Raw genomic sequence first — 22,517 nt, forward strand, 5'->3', positions numbered from 1 at the left:
AGCCCGAGCACTTGTGCTCGGGCTTCTCAGCCTAAATCAACTGAAGACCAACATTTCCAACTGACGCTTCATCTCCTTAGCTACCACGTAACTATCGGCCTGTTGTTGCCGCTTGCAAAATGTTTCACTGCACCACCATCCGTTGAAGCCAGTGGCTTTCACGGCGTCGGTCCATTCTCTTAAGTTTAAAACTCCGCTGCCCGTCGGAACGTCTCTTAGAATCGTTTCTATCGGAATACCGCCAAGGTACTGCAATGAGTCGCACACGTGGACGCCGTAGATGATTTCATGCTCCACCCTCGAAAGCACCTCCGGCGTTGCGCCTGAGGTGTAGCAATGCCAGAAGTCAATGACCAGTTTCATGTTGTCGCGACCAACCCGACGAACGATATCGACCTGCTCCTCGATAGTGTTGAGTGGCGCCCAAGAGAGTGCTTCAAGATACACCGTCAGCCCATACTCTCGTGCACGGTCAGCAATAGAGATAAGGTTTTTGACGGTCAATCTGAGCTGCTCATCAGACCTGTACGGAAGCAAGCCAACGTAGTGGTTTGAGTAGCCTTTGTTCTGAAAATCGATAACAGCCTGCACATTCAAAGGGCCCGAGACAATCTGCACCCCCTTCGCGCCGATAGTCGAAGCCAACGAGAAGAGTTTTTCCGCCTCAAGAAACAGTTCGTCTCCGGCGCTTCCTTGCCTTTCAATGTCAATGAGTGCGCCGATTCCTTGGACCGTCAAACCATCCAATTCGTTGCGCAGGTCATCGGTAGAGAAGCCTCCATCCAGATACTTCTGCACTTTGTCCTGCGTTATCTCGACCGAGGTGTACCCGGCGAATCGAGCCACATCTAGCTCCATCACTAGGGTCGAATGCTTTGCAGCAGTTGTGTTGAACGTGAGACGACTGTTATCAATCAGCACCGAAGAACTCCAGTCCCTTTGTTGGTAGTGAACGCCCTAAATCGCACTGTCGCGACTATGTGCTTCCCCGGCGAAGCCAAATGCTTGCCCAGTCATGCTTCGGCCTCGGATGATATCGGACGCCTTCTCTCCAATCATCGTGCATGCAGCGTTAGTGTTACCAGAAGGAATGTGCGGCATAACCGACGCGTCCGCAATGCGAAGATTTTCGATGCCGTGAACTCGGAGCTTCGGGTCTACTACGCTAAGCTCGTCTGTGCCCATTCGGCACGAACCAACGGGATGCAACGCGGCTCGCGCGTTCCTGCGCAAGTAGTCGCCAAGTTGACCTTTATTGCTGAATTCTCTACCCGGATAGTGCTCGACTTCGATATACGGTCGAATCGCCGCTTGGCTCATGATTTCGCGACCAATCAGAAATCCTTCTGTCAGGCGGTCGACGTCATACTGTTCAACCATATAGTTCGGAGCGATGCGAGGCGCATCTTCCGGATTCGCGCTCCGCAACGACACCTCTCCTCTTGAGCGAGGTTTAACGTGCTCATAGTTGAGCGTGCAACCAGTCCCGCCAGGTACGCTTTCTGTCCCTTCCTCAACGCCAGCTCCCACGATGAAGAAGTACTGAAGGTCAGGCGGTGCATCGATTTGTGTCCCGCGGCAGAAAGCACCACCTTCGATGAGGTTGGACGCAATCGGACCACTTCTCGCAACCGCGTATTGAAGTGCGGCCCATGCCTTCCAGTGCACCTTCTTGAACTTGTCGTAGCTGTCAGAGCCAGCCTTCAACTGGTAGACGAGAGACATCTCGAGATGGTCTTGCAGGTTCTTTCCAACCCCAGCAAGGTCGGAATGAACCTTTATTCCGTGCCGTGTAAGTTGCGTCCCGTCGCCGATTCCCGAAATCATCAGGAGCTTCGGCGTGTTGATAGAACCGGACGAGACGATGACTTCCTCATCCACAAACACTTGCGTCTTCACGCCGTCAGCAAGATACTCAACGCCGATTGCCCGCTGCGCGTCCAGAAGGACTCTCAGGACCTTTGCCCCAACCAAAACGGTGAGGTTGCTCCTCTTTTCCGCAGGTCGAAGGTAAGCACTTGCGGAGCTCGAGCGCAACCCATCCTTGACAGCAACTTGGTACAAGCCGCAACCGTCCTGATGGCCTCCGTTGAAGTCTGAGACGTAGTGCAGCCCTGTTTGCTGACAGGCTTGGAGCCATTTTCTCGTCAGCGGATGCACGCTCCCAGGGAAACTAATCCCGATGGGTCCATCCGTACCATGATGTTCGTTTGAGAAATCGGCGTTGCTTTCAGCGCGTCGGAAGTACGGCAAGACATCTCGATATCCCCAACCATTCGCGCCGTCGGCTTCCCAACTGTCGTAGTCGAGCGCATTGCCGCGCACATACACCATGCCATTTACCGAGCTACCCCCACCCAGTACGCTCGCCTGAACCATCGTATCGTTTTCATCGCGCTTCGTGCCTGCGGATGTCTCCCATCGATACCGCTTAAGCAGACCGCCTTGCGCGGTCTTGTAGTAAGTACCTGGGAATCGAATATACGGACTGGTGTCTCGAGGACCCTCTTCGATGAGTAGAACTTTCACGGACGGGTTTTCCGACAGGCGCGAAGCAACGATGCACCCGGTTGTCCCTCCACCTACGACGACATAGGTCGCATTCACTCGACGAGAAGTTTTCATCTTGTATTAGAGAGCCGTAAAGGTCGCCATAACGATACGTCGCGACGTAACAAGCGAGACTGACAGGTTTCGTTTAGACCCAGCGTCTCCGCAATGGAACTACGAAGCCAAATCGCCTCGGCCATCAAGTATTTTCGTCCAAATTCGAACTTTCAATTTCGCAACCGAGTACGTCGTAGACGCACACTGACGCACAAAAGTGTTCCTTTCACATCGGCCTCTGACGCTCAAACTGCACCGCGTCACATTGCTTCAGATAGGAACTGCGCTGCGAACTTGACCAGACCTTTCTGAACATGGACGCTTCAACCTATGCGCAGACGAGCCAGGTTCTTGCGCAAGCTATGGATAGCCGGAAAGTTAATCCAGCGCCGGCCCGCTATGGAGGTGAGGTACCGTGTTTCACAACTTCTATCGAAGCATGCATCCAGTCGACATCTACGCGCTGGTGGATGCTGCGCTTCCCCAACAATGGATGGGATTCGCAGTGCTTGGCGCGGCAACATTTCTGACCGTCGTAAGCATTGCACTTGTTGTCTATGCCGGTAATCAAAAGTAAGCACGATTCCGCTTCGATAGCCTCAAGGTCCTCCTGGGACTAAGCTCGAATGCCCGCGTAGAAGAATTGGATATTATGCAGCTTTATCGAGGAGACGTAGCAGCGATGCAGATTGAAAAAACGCGATTGGAGCATGACTTGCTCGGTGACCGCATCGTTCCATGCGATGCACTATACGGGGTACATACGCTGCGAGCGGTGGAGAACTTCCCAATCAGCGGGATTGCCATCGGCCAATATGGCGGCCTCGTTCGAGCGCTGGCGGAAATCAAATGTGCCGCGGTCCAAGCCAATGCTGAGCTAGGGCTTATCGACGGCAAGAGAACGGCTGCAATCGAGCTGGCATGTCGCGAAATCATCGATGGCAGGCACCATGAGCACTTTGTGGTCGATGTCATCCAAGGTGGCGCTGGAACTAGCAGCAACATGAACGCCAATGAAGTTATAGCTAACCGAGCCCTAGAGATTCTTGGAGCCAAACGCGGCGACTATCACCGACTTCATCCGAACGAGCACGTCAATATCGGACAAAGCACAAACGACGTCTATCCGTCTGCAATCAAGCTCGCGCTCCAGTTCTACATCGACGAGCTGCTGCATGCGATGAGCTACCTGCGCGAGGCTTTCGAGGCCAAAGCCAAAGAATTCGCTGGCGTTCTTAAGATGGGTCGCACCCAACTGCAGGACGCTGTTCCGATGACACTTGGGCAGGAATTCAGTACCTATGCGGTGATGATTGAGGAAGACGAGGCTCGCCTTGCAGAGGCTCGGCTGCTGCTTCTTGAAATCAATCTTGGTGCAACCGCCATCGGCACCGGCATTACAGCGCACCCCGACTACGCGGCAGCTGTCTGCCGTCGCTTGCGCGAAAACACAGGATTTGCCTTCCTCACGGCAGGCAACTTGGTGGAAGCGACACAGGATTGCGGCGCATTTGTTCAGGTGTCAGGCGTCCTCAAGCGCATCGCGGTGAAACTTTCCAAGACATGCAATGACTTACGCCTTCTGTCCTCTGGACCACGCTGTGGTTTTGGGGAAATTCAGCTTCCTCCTATGCAGGCCGGCTCAAGCATCATGCCCGGTAAGGTGAATCCGGTCATTCCTGAGGTTGTGAACCAGATTGCGTTCGAGGTCATCGGCAACGACCTCACGGTTACCATGGCCGCAGAGGCGGGGCAACTCCAGCTCAACGCCTTTGAGCCAATCATCGCGTTCAGCTTGTTCAAGAGCATTCAGCACCTAGCGGCTGGGTGTAAGACCCTTGCTGACCGATGCGTCCGGGGAATCACCGCTAATGTGGAGCACCTTCGCGAACGCGTCGAGCATTCTATCGGGGTAGTCACGGCATTGAACCCGTATATCGGCTACGCTAATGCGACAAAGATTGCGCGCGAAGCCTTAGAAACCGGTGCTTCCGTGTATGACCTAGTCTTGACCCGTGGACTGCTGCCTAAGGCCGACCTCGACCGAATTCTTGACCCTTTGGCTCTCACAGTCCCCGAAAATCAACCCCGGTCGTATTTGCTGGCACCTGAGACGCGCGCCTCATAAGAAGTGGCGTTATTCAGACCAAGAGAGCCAACCTGACTTACAGAATTGTGTACGTCGGCCTGAGACGTCGCGACGTCGGTGAGCATCCCCGTATGTCAATCGACAACGGACCTGATTGAAGTTCGCGTTGGACCTGTCGCGCCGCTTGGGAAGTCGTACACCCGCAACTTGCAGTAGAGGGAACCATGAAGAGTATTTCAACGCTCGTCGAATCATTCGCACGGGGTCATGCTTCATCTCACGAAGTAACAGAGAATACGCTCGACGCGATTGACGCATCGACACTGAACAGCTTCATCACTGTGGATTGGGAGGGCGCTCTTGCGCAAGCCGCAGAATGCGACCGCGTCGCGAAGCAGGGCGCCACCTTAGGGTTACTCCACGGCCTGCCGGTTGCCATCAAAGACCTTATCGACGTCGTTGGTCTGCCGACAACAATGGGCTCTCAACAGTTCCTTGGAAACATCGCGAAGCGCGACAGCAAAGTCGTAGCAAATCTTCGTGCCGCAGGAGCGGTCATTGTCGGTAAGACGAACGCGCATGAGTTTGCATACGGCTCGTCGGGTGACCGCTCATATTTCGGACCTGTGCGAAACCCGCGGGACGGGGACCGCATGTCCGGCGGCTCCAGCAGTGGCTCAGCTGCGGCGGTTGGTGCTGGAATCTGTCTGGCGGCAATTGGCACCGACACTAGCGCCTCCGTGCGTCTGCCCGCAGCGCTTTGCGGGGTCGTAGGTATGAAGCCGACCTTTGACCTTATATCGCGCGACGGTGCGTTCCCGCTGAGCGGTACTCTGGACCACGTTGGCCCAATCACTGCCAACGTCTCCGACAACGCGCTGATGTTGGATGTACTGGCTGGGTCAGGCAGTAAGTACAGACGCCTCATTGGAAAGTCGATTGCCGGACTCAAAGTCGGTGTCCCAAATGCATTCTACTGCGAGTATCTGGCTCCCGAAGTACGCAGGTGCCTAATCGATGCGTCGGAGGCCTTTCGGCAAGCTGGAGCTACCGTAGTAGTAGCCGACGTACCCCGTATCTACGATATTTATCGAGCCCAGCAACTGATTATCAGAACGGAAGCATACGCCCTCCATGAACAGGCGATTAAGGAGGGTCGTCCTTTCTCTGAAGAAGTGCTGACTCGTTTGAAGTCCGGCGCAGATGTTACCGCCGCGCAATACCTTTCGGCACTCCGCGAGCGTGACGTCGCACGAGCGGCGTTCGATGCTGTACTGGAAGACGTCGACGTCTTGCTTACAGCGACGTGTGGAGTCACCGCGCCTCTGCTCGAGGAACGCACTACCAAAATTCTTGGCGAGGCGCATCCGACGTTTTGGGTGCTGACCCGCTTGACCGCGCCCACGAACCTCAGTGGTCACCCCAGCCTATCGGTGCCGTTCGGCGTAGTAGACCACCTTCCAATCGGCATGCAACTCATAGGCCGATACGACGAAGAAGCAACTCTCTACCAATTGGCTAGCCATCTGGAGCAAGCTCATAGCCACTCGATTTAATTGAGGTCATTGGCCGCGTTTCAAGGGTTACGTCATTGGTGGAAACCAGGTTGACCCCCTGCCCCGACGGATAAGCGACAGTCATATGTTATGTGTTCTTCATCGTAACCGTACTCTCCATCGGAAGCCCTGGCCAGTTGAGCGTAACAGCACGTTTAGCAAACACTGATAGAAAGGTGGGTACATGAGTTCGCCCGAAAAGCGTTCCATCGAAGTGGATTTCTTAAGAGGAATCGTGTTAATAGTCATCGCTCTCGACCACAACCTTAGCGGTGTTCTTCAACATGCGATGTTGCACACTTACGCCTATTGCGACGCCGCCGAAGTTTTCGTCTTTCTTGGTGGCTACGCATCGGCTTCTGCCTATCTCAGTGTTTGTGTTCACCGGGGAGAGTCTGCAGCGCGGCGGCGCTTTCTGAAGCGCGCCTTCGAGATATACCGCGCCTATTTACTAACCGCGATATTGATGCTTGGATATAGTGCGGCTCTTACACCGCTGCCGATTTTAAACATCGCCGCTGATGCAAGTTGGAAATCCTTTCTATTGCATCCGGTGTGGACGCTGATTGACATCGCTCTGTTCCGCCAACAACCGTTTCTCTCGGCAGTCCTGCCAATGTATGTGGTTTTCGCACTTTGCGTACCGCTTACCGTGCCACTATGCAGACGCCGGCCGTTAAGGGCGCTTTTGATAAGCCTGGCAATATGGCTAGCCGCTCCATGGCTCGGAGGAAAATTGCCCAGCGTAGGTGGCGAGGGCTGGCCCTTCAATCCTTACGCGTGGCAATTGATGTTTACGTTCGGGACCTTGTGCCGCCTCCACCCGATTCAATCGGGAATACATCTCTCAGCTCGGGGCAAACAGGTGACAATCGCTGCCCTTGCGGTCGTGCTCACGATAGCCTCAGTAAAGCTTTGTGTTGATGCTCATCCCGCGCCCGGCTACTTGAAGCAGAATTTGTCAGGTGTCCGCGTCCTCAGCTTTCTTTCCATCGCATGGCTCTGTGCGCAGGCAGTAAGGCTAGGATGGGTCCGGGCACTTGCTGAACGCATGCCCGGCGTAGTCACCGCAGGAAGGCATGGTCTCGTGTGTTTCGTCGGCGGAACGATACTGTCGATATCGGCAGACGTCTTCCTTCGCATTGCGGAAATGAATGAGAAAGGCGGCCACTTGTTCTGGCCGATGCGGCTCAATGCCGACGTCTTGATAATTGCGGGGTTGTTGTTTCTCGGAAAACTCGCTGGCCGATGCAAGCCTGCACGCGCACCGACCCTGGTCTCGCAGGGCGGCGCACATGTCCCGCACGACAGGCATTTACATACGAACGAATGCAGAGAGATGGTCCCACCGGCTTAATTCGATGGGTAGGCCCTTCGCTTGATGTTGTTCACGTCGACGCCGCCGTCGCTGGCCTGACCGCAAGTCGTAGCCTGGCGGGGGACGCGTCCTGCGCGCGCCCGTGCGGCTTCCAGGCGACACGTGGATAGACCCGTGCGCAATTTGATTTCATCGATGACTTCCATGGAAACAGAGACACGGCGCAGCCCGGGATACCGTTAGCTTCGCGTCAAGGCTGCTGGAGCTTTTGGGGGTTCTGCTGCCAGACGTCGCGTCCAACGCCGAGGCGGTCGTAGGAGAGCTTGAGCTGAAGGACGTGACGCGTGAGACTGACCGGTAGGTGGAGGCGACGGCAATGGAACGCGTTCGGGGTGCTGCGAAATTGCTCGCGTGAGATTGACCACGGGACTACCCTGACGACGCCCTCGTGTGGCTTGCCTTCGAAGAACGAAGCCGGCCTCAGGTTTACGTCAAAGATTGAGCAAACATCCGAAGAGAATTCACCGACAGCTCGAACAATGCCTAATTTCAAGGCTTTTCTTGTTGCTAATCCGTTGAACGGTTGCTACGCTAGCCGCCGGCTTACGACGGCGCATGTGTCGAGTGCTCTTCACACCCGAGGTGCTTCGTCTTAAGCAGAGTTCAACTTCAGGAGAGCCTCAATGGCAACGAAGAAAGCTGCTGCTACGAAAACTGCCGCACCGGCCAAGAAGGCCGTAGTCGCAAAGAAGGCTGTGGCTGCAAAGAAAGCCGCTGCACCCAAGAAGGTTGCTGCAACCAAGACCGCTCCGGCGAAGAAGGCTGCCGCTGGCGCAACGCTTAAGCCGGTGAAAGACACGTTCACCAAGGCGTCGCTCGTCACTCATGTGGCTACGCAAGCTGGTGTCGAGCCCAAGCAGGCGAAGGCAGTCCTCGCCGCGCTCGAAGACACGATTCTGGGTTCTGTCAACAAGAAGGGCCTCGGCGAGTTCACGCTTTCCGGCCTGCTGAAAATCAACGTGCAAAAAGTGGAAGCAAAGAAGCGTCGCTTCGGCAAGGACCCGTTCACGGGTCAAGAGCGTTGGTTTGATGCCAAGCCGGCCACGGTGAAGTTGAAGGTACGCGCGCTGAAGAAGTTGAAGGATGCGGCGGCTTAACGCTGACTCTTTGTGTTGAACGGAAGCCCGCTTCGTGCGGGCTTCTTCGCATTGGCTTGGTTACATTATGTCGGCACGCGACGAGCGACGCAGACAGTGAGGCATTTGTGGGCAAGGTGGAATGGATATTTTCTATTATTGGCAGAAGCTGGAACAGAACCTAAAGGACGGTCAGGTCGGCTACTTTGGTTCCAACAACACCAAGATTCTTGAACTCAAGGAGCAGCTACCCAGACGGGTGTGGGTATTCAAAACCCCCAAGGGCATGAAAGGTTCGGTTCAACTGCTCGGCTCACTGCTTGTCAGTGACGAGCCGAAGGTTGCCGTGAACACCGAGTATCCCAACCTGATTTACTACGACCCGTTCTCGTCGCAGTCAGTGATGTTCACAGATTCGGACGCGCCCGAGCGAATCGACGAGGTGAGCCGCCTCCTTCAGTACCGTCTTCTTCACGCTTTCAAGTCGAATTTTCAAGGTGACGCGGGGCTGCAGGCACTGGAATCAAACGTCGTGCGGGAGCTGGAAGCAATGACGGCAGATTGGTGCAAAGTACAACTGCTCGAGCGAGTAAAAGACCCGAAGAAAGTGCAGCCAATTAACCCTTTCGCTCGGCAATCGAATTAAGCGATTTTCGAAATCATGCCGCTCAGCATCGTGCGGCAAGATTGAAACGAGCAAGGCCAATCGCGGGCAAGGATGGCGCACTGGAGCGGCCCAATGTGAGGATAACGGCAGTTCATCCCCACCGAGCGTCGTTTTAGGTTCCAGTCGAAAATCCTATATCGCGCGCGACTCTGGAAGAACATGCATGTGCATCGTGACGGCCGGAGAGAAAGTCACGAAGAGCAGTAGCGCCCGCGGACCACCCTGGCAGACGGGTCGACGCAATCGGTTTGCCTTACAAGGTTTGCACTTGGATGGCCTCGTGCTCCTCCACCGGACGGCGTGCATCAGGGGGAAGATAGGCAATGTACAAGGGCGTCGTTGCCGCATAGAGGGGTACGACTCCGAGGGGGCTGGCTCCTAGTTCTACGAGCGGAGTCGCGAGACCAGCCGCTTTCGCTGCCGACATCGCTCCTGCGATTTCCTGATTCCACGTTTGCACCTTAGCCACACTGATGTCTAGTTCGGCCTGGCGACCCATGCGCTTGGTGAAGTGTCGCTGCAGGAACTCGTTGAGCCTGACGATGAACCATTTTTCGAGCGCGTCAACATTCAGTTGGGGTCGTGCAAACAACGGCGCTGTCGCCCGATAGAGGAACTGGCAGAGAGCCAAGGTGGTGGTCCCGGAAAGGAGCATGCGTTGTGCGACCTCCAACACAACGGACGCAACGCTTCGGATTTCGATTGATGGCTCAGCCATATACGCGACTATGACTGCGGTTGCTGCGTTCTTCGTAGAGGCTGGGCTCCCGAACACCCAGAGGAACTCTTGTGCCGACAACGCCGTGTGCGTTCGACGACGCGCGATGCTCCAGATGACGAAAGCTCGGTATGCGTCCTCCGAGCAGAGCTCGTGGACAAGTGCCACATTGCAAAAAACCTGTGGCCATATTCCATTGATGTTGCCGAGGGCCATGGCTATTTCGCGCAGGCGTCCGTCGACTGTCAATAACAGGGCATCATGCTCCAGGCACAACAGGAGTGCGTCATAGGAGTCTTCACCTAAATGAGGGCCAATCTCCGGGAAGTTCTCAGGTAGTTCTTCATTGCCCCACGCAGGCACCACCTCACAAAAATCGTCGACGCATTTCCGCAACTTGCGAAGATAGTCCATCCGCTCTTGATGATAGTTCTCACCGTACTCGACCACCGCGATGCGCCCACCCTCTTCGCGCATATGTCCGCGTGCGGTCTCGGTCTGTGCGCTCAAAATAAGCTCGTCGAGCGCTTCGACGGCAGACGTCGATATGTACACAGTTTCGGCAAGCCTAAGTGCCGGCTCCATATTATTCGCGACAAGCTCGTTCAGCGCGGTAAGGTCTAGCACTAGGGATTTAGGCCGTGATGCCAAAAGAGACTCTGCGGCTGCACGCTCGGCCACCGTTCCCTGACATACATACATCTTTTGTTTGGGAGCATCGGGCCAGTCACCGGCCACCACCATCGCGCTAACGCCAATGAGTTTCCCTAGCATGCCAAGCGTCAAGGGCCCTTTGGCGTACATATCGAACATCTCGTTAACATGAGTTGTTCGAGCCGTCAGAACCTTCAGGACGTCGGTGAAGTCCATCTCACCATCGTCTTTCATCGGCGTGTGAATCGAGAATATCGAGCCATTCTGCGCAACGGACTTGCGGTTGACCTCGTCGGCAAGGCGAGCGAGGTGCCGATAGGCTGAATCGATGTCTTCAATTCGATACTCGTCTTCGAACCCTAGACCGCTCGGGAGTAAGACGATGTCATTGAGCTGCTTGCTATCAAACCTCTTATAGAGGTCGTTCTTCGTGTCGATGAATTGCGGAGCTGGCGTCGTTTCGCCAAGACCATCGGGGTCGATAACGACCACGCGGCTTTCGCCCCTGCCGTTCACGATGGTAATCGCAGTAGCCTCGCCAACGCAGGCAGCCTTCGGAGGTGCCGCGTCTTGGCTGTTAAGCAGCAGGATATTCGCAAAGTATGCGGTCGCGGCCTTCGTATCGCCGAGGGCACCCCGGAACATCCGGTATAGGCGCTTGAGGCCTCGCTTTCGGTCCCCGAGTTCAATTTCAAAGCGCGCCAATTGCGCGTGTGCGGGAACAGAGCCCTTAAGATTCAGGGGAATGTCGCGCTTCAGGAGAGCCCTAAGGTCTGAGGTGTTCTTCTGACGGAACAATACTGCCGCGCGGTACGCCCAAGCTTCCGCTCGGTTTGGATGGGCCCGAAGCTGCAGGTCTGAGAGCTTGAGTAGTTGCTTCCAATCATTGGCCGCGTTTGCCAAATCCACGGCTAGTGCCCGAATTTCGGGGTCGTCCATCGCAGAGGCCGGAAACGCCTCGAGCATCTGTTGTGCCTTCTTTCGCGCTCCGCTCTTAATCAATGCCTCGAAGAGCACTTTGTGTGGGTCGCTGATTCCCTTGCTAGGCAGCCGCCCCTGCAGAAGGGCGACCGTTTTGTCGTACATCGCCACGGCGAGACATGCTTGGGCAACCATCAGTACTTCGCCCATTGACGATTTGGCGTCAATGGATGAAACCATTTCCTCGACTGCCTGCCCGGTCCATGGCAAATCAAGCGCGAAAGCAACGTTGAGCGCAACGACTTTTGCGGCGACTGACTTCATCGAAGTCACCGCCTCTAAAGTCAACTCGGCATTGAGCTCATCGCCTTTGCCGCTGTTTGCCGTAGCCATCCAGGCGAAGGCCTGAAGTTCGTCGCGAAGCGCTTCATCATCGTCATCGCCGAACGATTCGCTGATTCGCGTGAGCGTATCGAAATCCGCCCGCGTCGCCGCCATCTCGGCGACCATCATTCGGGCTTGCTCATCAAGGATGTCGACACAGCCACGCCCGAACTCCAGAGCCTTGTCGACACCGGCTCCCGTCTTACGCAGGGATTCGAGGTAAACCCGCGCAACTTGACTGTCCTTCGGATAACGCTTGACGCCCTCACGCAATAGGTCAGCGGCCTCGCTTGCGCGGCCAGTCATCAGCAGCGCATACCCAAGGCAGGCTACCGTCTGTGCTGTCGTTGCATGGTCCTGTCGCTGCCAAATGACTTCCTCGAACGGCAGGAAGTTAGAGATAGCGGCTTTGAGTTGCGATTTGAGGTCGTTCGGGATGAGGCTCAGACTGGCAAGGACTCCGTTCTCGGCTGCCTGATTCACCAAAGCGAGCAGCCGCAACGATGTCTGCTGGTATCCGATTGAACCTGCGTCTATGGCAAGCTTGGCAAGTCTCGCCGCCTCCTTGTGCGACCCGTGATGCGCAGCAATCCAGCCCAACACCGTCAAAACATCCGGGTCTTTGCGCATCTCGGGCGGCACATCACGCGGATGGCGAATGTTGCGGCCTTGTCGGTCGACGACCTGAGCCCACACCGAGAAGACTGCCGTCGACGCTGGAAACCTCCCTTTCGCCTCGGTGATGATGCTTGCTGCTTCTTCGACATTTCCGATGAGGAGTTGACCCGTCGCGTGATTGCTGACGGCCTTGTCTTCATCCGGAGTCAGTTTCCACGCAGTCTCAAAGTCGCTCGCAGCTCGATTGAGCTCGGACTGGTGCCAATAGCAATGTCCGCGTTGCGTGTACCAGCGAGCCTTTTGATGCTCGTCGAACGCGTCGGCGTTCTCGCCCAGCGTCGACAGACTCTTTAGTGCGTCTTCAAACTTCCCGGCCACAAGCAGCTGCTTGACCGCATCGAGGTGCGTATCGACCAACTTGTTCAGGGAGTTGGTGCGCGCGTCAGGGATAGAGCGAGATGCTGACGCGCCGGCATAGGCGGCGGATTGGTCGGCCAGTCGTTGGAGTTGGGCCGCTTGCTCATCGAGCCGCTGCATCATCTGCGCGGAGTGCTGGTCCAACCGCCGGTTATGTTCCCAGAAAGCCCCACCCGACATCTGAGGGGAATAGAAAAACTGCAGTTCAGGGTGGCTGCGGACGAGTGTCTCCAGCGTGTCCCAGAACGCGAGATGGACCTCGAATTTGCCTTCTGCGCGACGCTCGTCGGTCAGCCTCGCGGCGTAAGCAACAAGCTTCACGTCGTTGGCAACAGTTGTCGCGACGATGAGCCTGTCAATGCGCACGTAGCCCGCATCCGCAGCTTTTACCTCGTCATCGATGATTTTCTTCGTCAGCTTTCCGAACGTCTTCTGTTTGCACTGGACGCCGTATCGTTCACCCTTGCGAGTGACGAAGACGTCAACGCCGTCCTGTTTCTGACCCGAGCGGCCGTATTTGGTCGCCGTCGGGTCATCCATCACCTTCATGTAGACGATGTGGCAAAAATCTTCGAATGCCTGGGGATTTCTGGGAGGCTGGAGACCAATGCTTTCGGTGAGCATATCAAGACGGACTTGTTTGAATTGCGACGGAAACACCCACAACTGGCCGCCCATCGATGACTGAGATAAGGCCACCAGTATTGTCACCCCGTTCGCGCCCAAAATGAAGAACACTCTTGGACGACGCCGCGCGGACGGCTCGTCCCGGGACCGTCTCGCAACCCATCAGAGTCCCTAAGGACAAACCTGCCTCCTGAGTAGGCAACGCGTATAGGTCACGCGCGTTTCGCGGTAGGCGAAATGGCGCTTCACAGGCAATCTGCGAAACGCCGGTATGAGACGATTGCCGTCAGCCTTCCACCTGCACCAAGCCATGTTTCGCGGCGTTACCGAGAACTTCGGACATACCTCGAGCTTTCACACCCAGCAGCGCGATTCGATATCGAGCTCGCGTGATTGCAACATAAAGTCGCTGGTGAGTAGCGTAGCTCACGAAGTTTTCGCTATCAGCCGAGTCTGCGGAGACCTTCGGCGGAACACGCCCCTTGTCTACGCCAATGAGAATGACGGCATCGAACTCCAACCCGCCAACGTAGTCTGGGGTCGAGATGACAAACCGACCCGAGGACCGTGCCTGCCGAACAACCTCCATATCCCCGCGATGCTTCAGAAGTTCGACAGGCTTGTTTGCACCACGCGCTTGCCGCTCGACCTCAGAGAACAGCTCGCTACCGAAAACGATAAGCGCGATGTCGCCACGAGTGCTTTGCATCTCGCTGGCGAGGACATCAGCGAGCTCAAACGCACCAGCAATCATCGCTTCGTCCGTTGGATACATCACGTACCGGGGCGGCTGGCACTTCCGCTCTTCTGCTTCGGTGAACGCCGACGAAGCTGCTTCCAATGGGTCGTGGAAGTTCGTGAAGAGCGTCGCACCCGAGGACGTCACGCTAAACGCGAGATTCACGATTTCAGGCGAGCAACGGAAGATTGAGCTGAACGTCGTCTCCTTCTCGTTCTCATCGCGGGTCCCTGAGCCAAGCAGTGCATCGCTCAACTGGTTGTCGGCCCATCCCTTATCGGCGAGCGACTGCGAAATGTCCGCCGAGTACGCAATGGGGAAACGGTCCGCCGTACGCGTCAGTCGATGGAAAATCGACAGCTCGTTGATGTTGAACAGATGCGTTTCGTCAACGAAGATGCTGTCGTAGCCTTCTTTTTCGCGACGGCGTCTCCAGATGGGAGTGTCCAACTGCTGCAGAGCGCTCAGTACGACGTCGTCGGTGTCGAACTGTCCACTCGCGCGAAGTCTGCGTTGATAAGCGGAGAAGAGCAGGAAGGTGAATGCCTTGTCCCCTTCATTCACCACCGGCAAGCCATACCGCAACTTGGGAAGTCGCTTGTACTTCTCGAGGTCTTCGTCAGCTCGGCCCTTAATCATCACGCTAATTTCGTGCTGAAGCATTTCAGCGACCACCCACTCATCGTTGGACGTGAGGTAGTCGCAAAATGTGGCGCTCATGTGCGCTCGGTGACTCGGCAGGTCCGCCTTAATTACCTCTTGAAGTGCCTCCACCGCGTACAGTAGTTGCGACTGCTTTGACTCGAAGGCGTCCCGGTCCAGCAACTCCGTGTCGGATATCTCGTATCGAAGAAGCTCGCCACAAAGTTCGTGGAGCGTGGTTACTTTGACTGACTGCAGCGCGAAGCCGGACGATGACGCCTGCTCTCTCTCTTTCTCCGGGTCGAACATCGACTCGATGGTTCGGCGAGTCGCTTCGCTATGTGACACGAAGAGAGCAGAATGCGCCTCGCCTCGCTCCTTGGCCGCGCGCATCTGGAAGATGCACTTGAGAACCAGGCTGAGCGTTTTGCCCGTGCCAGCAGGACCTTCAATGCGATGAGGCGACGAGAGCTCTTGGTTGATGAACGCTTTCTGCGCGTCAGTGAGGTAATCGTCCCATTGGTCGAAATCACAGCCAGCGATTGCGCCGCGGACGGTTCCTTCGGTAAGCCTCGTAACGCTCAGACTGTCGACGGATGAAGCGGCCGGGTTGCTACCTTCGGCGCGAACTCGAGCCCGAAGCTCTTCCTTGGAAGCGGCAAGACCTTCAATCGCTTTCCGGAAATTCGTGACCGACGCCTCTTCCTGCAGGCCACCTCCCTCGTTCGTGGCGATGCGATATACGAGCAGCTCAATGCCCTTCGCGCGCTTTTCGCGTCGGTGGCGGTCCGGCGCCATCTCGACTGACATCCGGATAGACGATTGTGTGGTGATGGGATAGGGGAAAACCACTGCCTTCGAGCTGCCGTTGAACAGCTTTTCGTTCTGCGCAGGCCCGACCTTTGCCCAGCGTCGCCTCGCAAAGCGCAGCAACTTCTGGAAGCGGATAATCGCATCGCGCGTCGACCCATCGGCGAACACCGGCGCCGTTTCCAGGTCAATGACCAGAACGTTCTCATCCTTTGAGCCGTCTTGCAGGAAGTAAAGGCCGTGGTCGTCCTGTACGAGATAGGTGCGCGTGGTAAGCTGTTTGATGGCCGAAGTGCCTTTCAGAACCTCACCAAGTGCTTGACCATGCTCGAAGTCATCTGACTGCAAAGTGCGGGTCGACACGAGGTCGTCCGCGGCAGCACCATCAACCAAAATGAAACGACGCATAGTGTTGTTTAGTCCGTGAATGCCAGGTCGGAGACGATTTGGGCGGCGAGCGCCTTATCAGCATCGGCAACGCCGATGCGGCCGAAGAGGTTGCAGAACATCTGCATCAAGTGTTCCGTCCAAGGCGACTGAAGCTCTGCAACCGGGTACGCAAAGTCAAAGCAATCGAACCGCAGCGATTGAGTAGCCGCAGCGCTCGCGTCGTCTACTGCGACGCCCGACGTTAAATGCGGAACGGTCCGTCGAGGAATGTGGTGGACTTCTCGAAGAAGCACGACATACCCCTTCTCGGACGCACGCTCGGTGATGGTTCCGAGGCTCGGGAGAAAGTAGTAGCCGGAAAGCCGATGGCTGACGAGCTCCTTCACGACCGCCTCAACATTCTTCGAGCATGCCGACAGAATGCGGCCAATGCCTTCTCGGTTCGGCAACGGGGCAACGAGACAGTCGCTCAGTTCCTGCAGGCGGGCCGCGAGGACACGGGCGTCGTCCGCATCCTTGCGCTCTTTCTGCGCCCGGTTGCCTAGCGAGTCATCTGGATACGGGAAATTGTTCTCGGCGATTTGCATCGGCGAGTGCACATCGAGCAGATTCTCGCTCAGTTGCTTTTTGACGAGCAGATTCCTGTACTTGTTCTTTACTTCCAGGAACTCGCGGTCGATGCTTAGAAGGCCGCCATGAGACTGCAACCAGTCCTCCACGGTGACAGCCGGGAGATAGTTCACTATCGGCGTCTTCTCGTGAGTCGTATCGCATCTCGCCGTAATCACCACGCCCCAAGCTGGTCGACCGGGATACTCTTCGGCGCACGCACCGCAAAAAACGGTGCCTTGCGTGATTCGACCCATGCGCGGCTTCGAAATCACAAAGCCTCCTGCCGAGCCGGCCGACGGCCCTTGTTTTGACTCTTGGGTATTATTGTCCTGGATGCCGACTATAGTTTTGCTTTGTGGTTCGGCCGACAGCTCGCCTGACTGCATTACGTGGTTCCTCGGACCTCGGCCGTCTCGACGGCCATCGTTATGAGATGCGTACGGCGCTAATTATCACAAGCGAAGCAAAAGGATTCCACTTGCAACACCAGCCATCTTTGAATCCGTCGTTTTTATACAAATAATGCAGGTACACCTCAAATCTGACGACAAGAACCGCGAAGTGGATATTTCGGCTCCAAGAATTCGAAGCTGTTCAATTGGCTAGCCGAACACTGTCTAGCGAAGCGCAGGAACGATTTTGGTCAGACCGAGCCAGAGCGCTGCTGCGACAAGTGACGCCAAGATACCGAAGCAAAAGCCGTAAAAGCGCTCGGTCCGTCTTACTCCGGGGTCGCTGGCCTTGTCCAAGGCGGACATTAGCTTTTCCTGTTCAACTCCTGCGTTCTCCAACTGTCCCGACAACTTTTCGACTGCCTTTGCAAGGGTTTCCGAGGTAGCGGCACCTCCTGGACTTGGCACTCTGGTCAACATGCTCGGCCACGCCATCGGGCGCATGGACGTGCCCTGACGGACATACGCTCCGCCCTGCGCGAGAATCAAGGTTGACGACTTCGCGACTTTGACAATGGCTATTTTCAGTCCGTTGCCAACGACAGGAAAAGCAATTGTGAGATTGCTGGGGCGCGGCTCCAGTAGTTCACATGCCGCGTCGTACTGTCGTCGAAAGCGAGCCTCGTCAATACCGAGAATAGTGGTCGGCTCTCGCACACCAACCACAATCGTCCCACCCTCTGTGTTCGCGAACGACGCTATCATACGAGCGAGTGCAGAGGGGTCTCGGAACAGAGTTTTAAGTTCAACGGTCTCGCTTTCGCCTGCCGCGAACAATTCGGGCAGGCCGGACATTTCATTCATTTTAATATTTTCTGTGCGACGGGTTGAATTCAGCAAGCGCTAAGGCTGTGTCAGTGTGGTGATTTTCGAGCGAGAAGTTTATCAAGCGCATCACGCGCTGCTTGGAGTTCACCGATAGCCGCAGTTAGACGAGCCAGCGGTAGCGTCCTGCTAATTGAATCTGTCCCCGCATTGAACTGCTCTTCGAGAGCCTGTGATGCAAGCTGAACCTCTCGCGCCGCGCTCGCAACGCGCGCCACAGCAGCGGCCTCGTCACTCTTTCGTTCTGGTTGTCCCATCAGTCTAAAGGCGTCATTCAGCGCGTGTAGTTTGCGTCAATGAGTCCGCGACCTCGACACTTACCCAACCGCGTGATTCGACCGGTTACCCTAGCGGTGGTTGATTCTGTCTGGCAGCAAGCGCCGGGTAGCGAGCACGTCCGATTTCATTTCGGCATGCGGGTTCGCAGAGTGTACGAGAATTGCGGGCGGGTGGAAGCTTTGAAGCACAAAAGCCTCCCCTTTCCGAGGACGATATTATCTTAGCCACTCCCGCGCTCGTCGCACCAAGTCGTGTTCAAGCCATTTTCTACGCGGCTCCCGCCTCAATCCTTCAAAGCGTCTCATGCGGTCAATCACGCGGGTGCAGCCTTCCGATGTGGCACGCTCATTGTCGAAAATGAACTTCAAACTGCGACGCCCAACTCTGACTCGTCGAGTGTTTTCGACGCGCGCCGAGGTTCAGCGCAGCTGCGGCAATATACAGCTAGCTCGCGCTCGTCAACGACTCGCGCAGAAACGAGCCACGGCTCCGAAGCGTCTTCAAATTGCGTCATGGCCACAGAGACATGCGGTGCCGTTCGGTCCACTGGTCGCAGGCAAAGCGAGCACGGCACAGTCTTGGCGGCAGTCGGATACGGCGAGGCGAAGGTGGAGCTGATGGCTGCCTCAGCGTAATCAGCGCATGCTTGGCTGCAGAAGTCTGTGAGCAGGTTATCGTCTGAAACCAAGACGACGCTGGGTTGCGTGCCGGTCACGGTTTGGCTGCGCTTCGACAGGGTGAAGTAGCCGCGACCCAGTTTGTGGTCGCAAATGCCGCAGTAACGACCTTCGTAAGAATTGGTCATGCTCATTTCATCTCCTTGGTGCTGAGGCGCGTACCGCTGGCGCGACTGAATGAGCAGCAGTCTACGTCGTGATTGAGACACGGTGCGTCTCGCTTGCGAGGACATGGACAATGGACGGTTGTATCTGTCCGACCGCCACGGGAGGCAGACGATTCGCACTGGAATTGAGGGCCAGCGTGCGAGGCGAATTCGAAGGCTCGAGGCGAACCTTGCTCGCGCTACGTCGACTGGAACGGCGCCTACCACCAGTGCTGTACATGGAGTTGAGGGAGAGCCACCCTCTAAAATCGTGACGAGACAGAGCTAACGCGGCGAGTTCGTATGCTGACAATCCTAGGGAAGGCTTCCTCAATCAACGTTCGCAAAGTGCTCTGGGTTTGCGCAGAGCTCAGGCTGGACTTCGTTCGAGAGGATTGGGGAACAGGATTCCAATCGACCCACGCGGCAGAGTTTCTTGCGCTCAATCCGAACGGCTTGGTCCCAGTGCTGAAAGATGGCGATTTCGTTCTCTGGGAGTCGAATTCCATCATCCGCTACTTGGCGTCACGATATGGCGGCGAGCATTTATACCCCGTTGAGCCGGTCGCACGCGCACGAATCGACCAATGGATAGATTGGCAGGCGACGGAGCTTAACCGCTCTTGGAGCTACGCGTTCCTCGCGCTCGTCCGACGCTCGGAGATGCATCAATCGGCTGACGAGACTGCGCGTTCGATTGCGTCTTGGACGCAGGAGATGGCGATTCTCGACCGACAGCTGCTGACAACGGGGGAGTACGTCGCAGGTCTGGCCTTTTCTCTTGCAGACATTCCCATCGGCCTGTCGGTGAATCGTTGGTTCTCGACACCTTTTGACCGCCCGCCCTTCCCGAACGTGGCTGCATACTTCGACCGTCTCGGCGACCGACCGGGCTTCAACGAGTACTGCCGCAATGGTCTTCCATAACGTTCTCCCTTGTCGACCCGGCAGGCAAACGTGGCATGCTCACGAACGATTTGGTGCTCTCCGGTCAGAGCCTGGCAGCGTCAAGTCGAACGGGAAACGGCACCGCCTTCAACTTCTTCCGCCAAGCTCGGTCACGCTCGAACGCCGGGTGAATACTGGAGGGAAGCATCCTCCGTGTTCGTGAAGGGGCTGCCCGCATTCGGGAAAACGGCCGTCGCCTGCCAAATTTTTCGGGGTTCACTTGTGGTTCGGACAAATCCGTGTGGCGACCGGTCCAGTTCGCCGACCGTGAAGCATTTTTTTGCTCCAAGCCGCTACAAGGTCGGTAGGCGTGACAAAATGACCGAAGGATGAATCCTTCCCTCGTGCCCGACGGCAAGAAGGTCTGCGTGCTGACTGCTGAAGGCGCCGATGACGCCGAAATCATCATTCGCCCCTGTGACGGCGGCGGTTGGCGGGTCGAACTCCCGTGTGGTGGTGGTATCGAAGTGACTTTGGTGAGCAGCCAACAAGAAGCTCTGGCACTCGCCCGGCAGCGCTATCCGAACGCTCAAATCCGCGTACTTCCTGGCCGAGAATCCGCCGAGACCAACCAGGATGATTTATCCCCTTGCTAAATCTGTGACCGTGACGGTAAGAAGGTACGCCGAAAATCGCATCCGGAGACGAGTGTGCAGGACAATGACCAGACAAAGGCACTCCGCGCAATCTTGGCGCTCGGTGAAGCTGAAATAAAAAAGGGCGATTTCGCCGAAATCGATGAGTTCCTGGCCGAACTTGAGCAAGAGGATGAAGACGGCACTCGCAAAGGCGACCGGACCGACTGCTGACATGCCGCTCTAAAATACTGGGCGTCGACGGATGTTAGTTGGGAGTGTTCTATGTATTCACTGCTCGAATTTGCCGTCAGAAACCCCGCGCTGTTAATCATGCACGCACCGGGCACTTTTGCAAGCGGGAGGTCAAGAACGAAGGCATCGTGACACAGTCAGGCATCAATCGTGGCGACTACGCCCACGATGAAATTGACAGCACAATTCCTCCCCCACGACCCCGCGCGCGCCTGCGCGTCATTTGCCGCGCTCGAACCGGCCGCATCTCGTCTCGCGGACGCCACTATTGAGGTCCAAGTCGTTCGCGAGAGCTTTCTCTGTCGCCAGCGAGGCTCGACCGCATGCGGCGGGCGCTGAGCGCACCGCAGTATTTGGCATGCCGCCGAGGCCGGAGACCAAGCGTCGTGACTAGGAATGTTCATCGAGCCGCCGTGATGTCCGCTGGCACCGTGGCTTCAGCAATGCTCGTGGCGGGAGCGTAACGGCGCGCTCGGCCGTGCGGACTCAGTAGCACGGGTGAAGGCTGAATCGGAATGAACAACTTCTCGCTTCGCGTAGGCCCTCTTCGCTTGACGATGTTCACGTTGATGCCGCCGTCCGCGGGCCTGACCGCAAGTCGCAAAGTAGCCGGCGACGCGTCCTGCGCGCACGCGAGCGGCCTGATGAGCACAAGCAAAGTTTCGGTTGATTGCGCCGCGAGATGCAAACGACGCAACGATTCTTGGCGGATGTGCTGCTGCCAAAACAGCAACGCCCCGCAAGTGCCTGCACTAAGAACGCGTTCCGCCGACCAGAGGGCGTCCCCAGTTTTCGGCGCGTGGAGCCACATGAGCTTCTCCGCCGGGAGACCGAGATACGTGAGCGCGAGAGCATTGGGGACATGCGGGGGCTGAAGCAAGACGAGTGGTCGCTTGCTGACAGATACAAGAGCTGGATGCAGCAGCCGTACTTCGCCGACGCCGGGCTGTTGGACGAGCAACTCGACAAGCGAACCAACTGGCCAGCCACCACCGGGCAGCTCCACCGTGAGGTGGGGGAACCCGGTCTCGATAGTCATTCCGTAGGCACGAGCAAGCTGCGACCCCCGCCACAACGATGGATGAAGTTCCTCTATGTTTTTTGGAAGGGCCGCCATTGATTGCAAGCGCTATCGAGAATCGCGGTGGATTTTCGCTGAAGGCCGACAGTTCGTAGCTGTCGGTCGAGCGTCACTTCTTCGCGCAAGCGAGCGCCGGGTCCCCGATTCCTCGCGGCACCCAGACAACGCAAATCATGTTCTCAGTCTGGAACTCGCGTGAGCGGCTCTCGGGATGCGCCATGACGTAACTCCACGAACCATCGTCATTCCCTCGCGTACATGACGCGACCAGTAGCAGCAGCCCGACCGTTACCAACATTCTCATTTCCACTCTCCCCTGTTTCGGCGATGTCCCGGCGTCGTCGTGACGCTCTTTGCCGCCAAGGCTGAATTTA

General features: G+C 56.5%; 17 protein-coding genes. 9 read left to right on the forward strand and 8 right to left on the reverse strand.

Annotated features, from left to right (window positions below; genetic code table 11):
• Window positions 1-36: 36 nt before the first annotated feature.
• Both U4Y90_RS02475 and U4Y90_RS02480 read right to left on the reverse strand, forming a co-directional pair.
• Window positions 37-921: a sugar phosphate isomerase/epimerase family protein gene (locus U4Y90_RS02475; protein ID WP_321791837.1), complete on the reverse strand. Its 885-nt coding sequence runs from the start codon at window positions 919-921 to the stop codon at window positions 37-39.
• Between the two features lie 36 nt (window positions 922-957).
• A complete protein-coding gene (locus tag U4Y90_RS02480; protein ID WP_321791839.1) occupies window positions 958-2,625 on the reverse strand; it encodes a GMC family oxidoreductase in 1,668 nt (555 codons plus the stop codon).
• Window positions 2,626-3,022: 397 nt separating this feature from the next.
• On the opposite strand from U4Y90_RS02480, the gene U4Y90_RS02485 reads away from it, so the two are divergent.
• The 6 genes from U4Y90_RS02485 (at window position 3,023) to U4Y90_RS02510 (ending at window position 9,352) form a co-directional block, all read left to right on the forward strand.
• The gene (locus tag U4Y90_RS02485; RefSeq protein ID WP_321791841.1) at window positions 3,023-3,184 is read left to right on the forward strand and encodes a hypothetical protein; all 162 of its coding nucleotides are present in this window, start codon (window positions 3,023-3,025) and stop codon (window positions 3,182-3,184) included.
• 105 nt (window positions 3,185-3,289) lie between these two features.
• A complete protein-coding gene (locus U4Y90_RS02490; RefSeq protein ID WP_321791843.1) occupies window positions 3,290-4,735 on the forward strand; it encodes an aspartate ammonia-lyase in 1,446 nt (481 codons plus the stop codon).
• Window positions 4,736-4,920: 185 nt separating this feature from the next.
• Window positions 4,921-6,252 carry an amidase gene (locus U4Y90_RS02495; protein WP_321791845.1) on the forward strand — a complete coding sequence of 444 codons (1,332 nt, stop codon included), beginning with the start codon at window positions 4,921-4,923 and terminating at the stop codon, window positions 6,250-6,252.
• A gap of 184 nt (window positions 6,253-6,436) precedes the next feature.
• Entirely contained in the window at window positions 6,437-7,609 is a 1,173-nt protein-coding gene (locus tag U4Y90_RS02500; protein WP_321791847.1) for an OpgC domain-containing protein, read from the forward strand.
• Window positions 7,610-8,253: 644 nt separating this feature from the next.
• Window positions 8,254-8,727, forward strand: a complete 474-nt coding sequence (locus U4Y90_RS02505) for an HU family DNA-binding protein (RefSeq protein WP_321791849.1) — start codon at window positions 8,254-8,256, stop codon at window positions 8,725-8,727.
• Between the two features lie 121 nt (window positions 8,728-8,848).
• The gene (locus U4Y90_RS02510; protein WP_321791852.1) at window positions 8,849-9,352 is read left to right on the forward strand and encodes a hypothetical protein; all 504 of its coding nucleotides are present in this window, start codon (window positions 8,849-8,851) and stop codon (window positions 9,350-9,352) included.
• 274 nt (window positions 9,353-9,626) lie between these two features.
• Here U4Y90_RS02510 and U4Y90_RS02515 read toward each other — a convergent pair whose 3' ends face one another.
• The 5 genes from U4Y90_RS02515 to U4Y90_RS02535 all read right to left on the reverse strand — a co-directional run bounded on the left by U4Y90_RS02515 (window position 9,627) and on the right by U4Y90_RS02535 (window position 19,272).
• A complete protein-coding gene (locus U4Y90_RS02515; protein ID WP_321791854.1) occupies window positions 9,627-13,823 on the reverse strand; it encodes a PIN domain-containing protein in 4,197 nt (1,398 codons plus the stop codon).
• 175 nt (window positions 13,824-13,998) lie between these two features.
• Window positions 13,999-16,311: a UvrD-helicase domain-containing protein gene (locus U4Y90_RS02520; RefSeq protein ID WP_321791857.1), complete on the reverse strand. Its 2,313-nt coding sequence runs from the start codon at window positions 16,309-16,311 to the stop codon at window positions 13,999-14,001.
• Window positions 16,312-16,319: 8 nt separating this feature from the next.
• On the reverse strand, window positions 16,320-17,291 hold the full coding sequence (locus U4Y90_RS02525) for a hypothetical protein (RefSeq protein ID WP_321791859.1): 972 nt from the start codon (window positions 17,289-17,291) through the stop codon (window positions 16,320-16,322).
• A 231-nt stretch (window positions 17,292-17,522) separates the two neighbouring features.
• Window positions 17,523-18,161 carry an ATP-binding protein gene (locus U4Y90_RS02530; RefSeq protein ID WP_321791861.1) on the reverse strand — a complete coding sequence of 213 codons (639 nt, stop codon included), beginning with the start codon at window positions 18,159-18,161 and terminating at the stop codon, window positions 17,523-17,525.
• Window positions 18,162-18,825: 664 nt separating this feature from the next.
• On the reverse strand, window positions 18,826-19,272 hold the full coding sequence (locus U4Y90_RS02535) for a hypothetical protein (protein WP_321791863.1): 447 nt from the start codon (window positions 19,270-19,272) through the stop codon (window positions 18,826-18,828).
• Between the two features lie 315 nt (window positions 19,273-19,587).
• Here U4Y90_RS02535 and U4Y90_RS02540 point away from each other — a divergent pair, with 315 nt between their 5' ends.
• The 3 genes from U4Y90_RS02540 (at window position 19,588) to U4Y90_RS02550 (ending at window position 21,041) form a co-directional block, all read left to right on the forward strand.
• Window positions 19,588-20,211, forward strand: a complete 624-nt coding sequence (locus U4Y90_RS02540) for a glutathione S-transferase (protein ID WP_321791865.1) — start codon at window positions 19,588-19,590, stop codon at window positions 20,209-20,211.
• A gap of 350 nt (window positions 20,212-20,561) precedes the next feature.
• On the forward strand, window positions 20,562-20,828 hold the full coding sequence (locus tag U4Y90_RS02545; RefSeq protein WP_321791867.1) for a hypothetical protein: 267 nt from the start codon (window positions 20,562-20,564) through the stop codon (window positions 20,826-20,828).
• A 54-nt stretch (window positions 20,829-20,882) separates the two neighbouring features.
• Window positions 20,883-21,041, forward strand: a complete 159-nt coding sequence (locus tag U4Y90_RS02550; protein WP_321791868.1) for a hypothetical protein — start codon at window positions 20,883-20,885, stop codon at window positions 21,039-21,041.
• 421 nt (window positions 21,042-21,462) lie between these two features.
• Here the strand turns inward: U4Y90_RS02550 and imuA are convergent, their stop codons facing one another.
• Window positions 21,463-22,179 (reverse strand): translesion DNA synthesis-associated protein ImuA, encoded by a 717-nt coding sequence (gene imuA / locus U4Y90_RS02555; protein ID WP_321792561.1) that lies wholly within the window; start codon window positions 22,177-22,179, stop codon window positions 21,463-21,465.
• Between the last annotated feature and the right edge of the window lie 338 nt (window positions 22,180-22,517).

Origin of the sequence: Caballeronia sp. J97 (assembly GCF_905220305.1) — a bacterium.
Lineage (GTDB): Bacteria > Pseudomonadota > Gammaproteobacteria > Burkholderiales > Burkholderiaceae > Caballeronia.

Coding starts and splice junctions, on each gene's coding strand:
- U4Y90_RS02480 (WP_321791839.1), bottom strand. CDS start 2,625: ATGAAAACTTCTCGTCGAGTGAATGCGACCTATGTCGTCGTAGGTGGA.
- U4Y90_RS02490 (WP_321791843.1), top strand. CDS start 3,290: ATGCAGATTGAAAAAACGCGATTGGAGCATGACTTGCTCGGTGACCGC.
- U4Y90_RS02495 (WP_321791845.1), top strand. CDS start 4,921: ATGAAGAGTATTTCAACGCTCGTCGAATCATTCGCACGGGGTCATGCT.
- U4Y90_RS02500 (WP_321791847.1), top strand. CDS start 6,437: ATGAGTTCGCCCGAAAAGCGTTCCATCGAAGTGGATTTCTTAAGAGGA.
- U4Y90_RS02505 (WP_321791849.1), top strand. CDS start 8,254: ATGGCAACGAAGAAAGCTGCTGCTACGAAAACTGCCGCACCGGCCAAG.
- U4Y90_RS02510 (WP_321791852.1), top strand. CDS start 8,849: ATGGATATTTTCTATTATTGGCAGAAGCTGGAACAGAACCTAAAGGAC.
- U4Y90_RS02520 (WP_321791857.1), bottom strand. CDS start 16,311: ATGCGTCGTTTCATTTTGGTTGATGGTGCTGCCGCGGACGACCTCGTG.
- U4Y90_RS02525 (WP_321791859.1), bottom strand. CDS start 17,291: ATGCAGTCAGGCGAGCTGTCGGCCGAACCACAAAGCAAAACTATAGTC.
- U4Y90_RS02530 (WP_321791861.1), bottom strand. CDS start 18,161: ATGAATGAAATGTCCGGCCTGCCCGAATTGTTCGCGGCAGGCGAAAGC.
- U4Y90_RS02535 (WP_321791863.1), bottom strand. CDS start 19,272: ATGAGCATGACCAATTCTTACGAAGGTCGTTACTGCGGCATTTGCGAC.
- U4Y90_RS02540 (WP_321791865.1), top strand. CDS start 19,588: ATGCTGACAATCCTAGGGAAGGCTTCCTCAATCAACGTTCGCAAAGTG.
- U4Y90_RS02545 (WP_321791867.1), top strand. CDS start 20,562: ATGAATCCTTCCCTCGTGCCCGACGGCAAGAAGGTCTGCGTGCTGACT.
- imuA (WP_321792561.1), bottom strand. CDS start 22,179: ATGGCGGCCCTTCCAAAAAACATAGAGGAACTTCATCCATCGTTGTGG.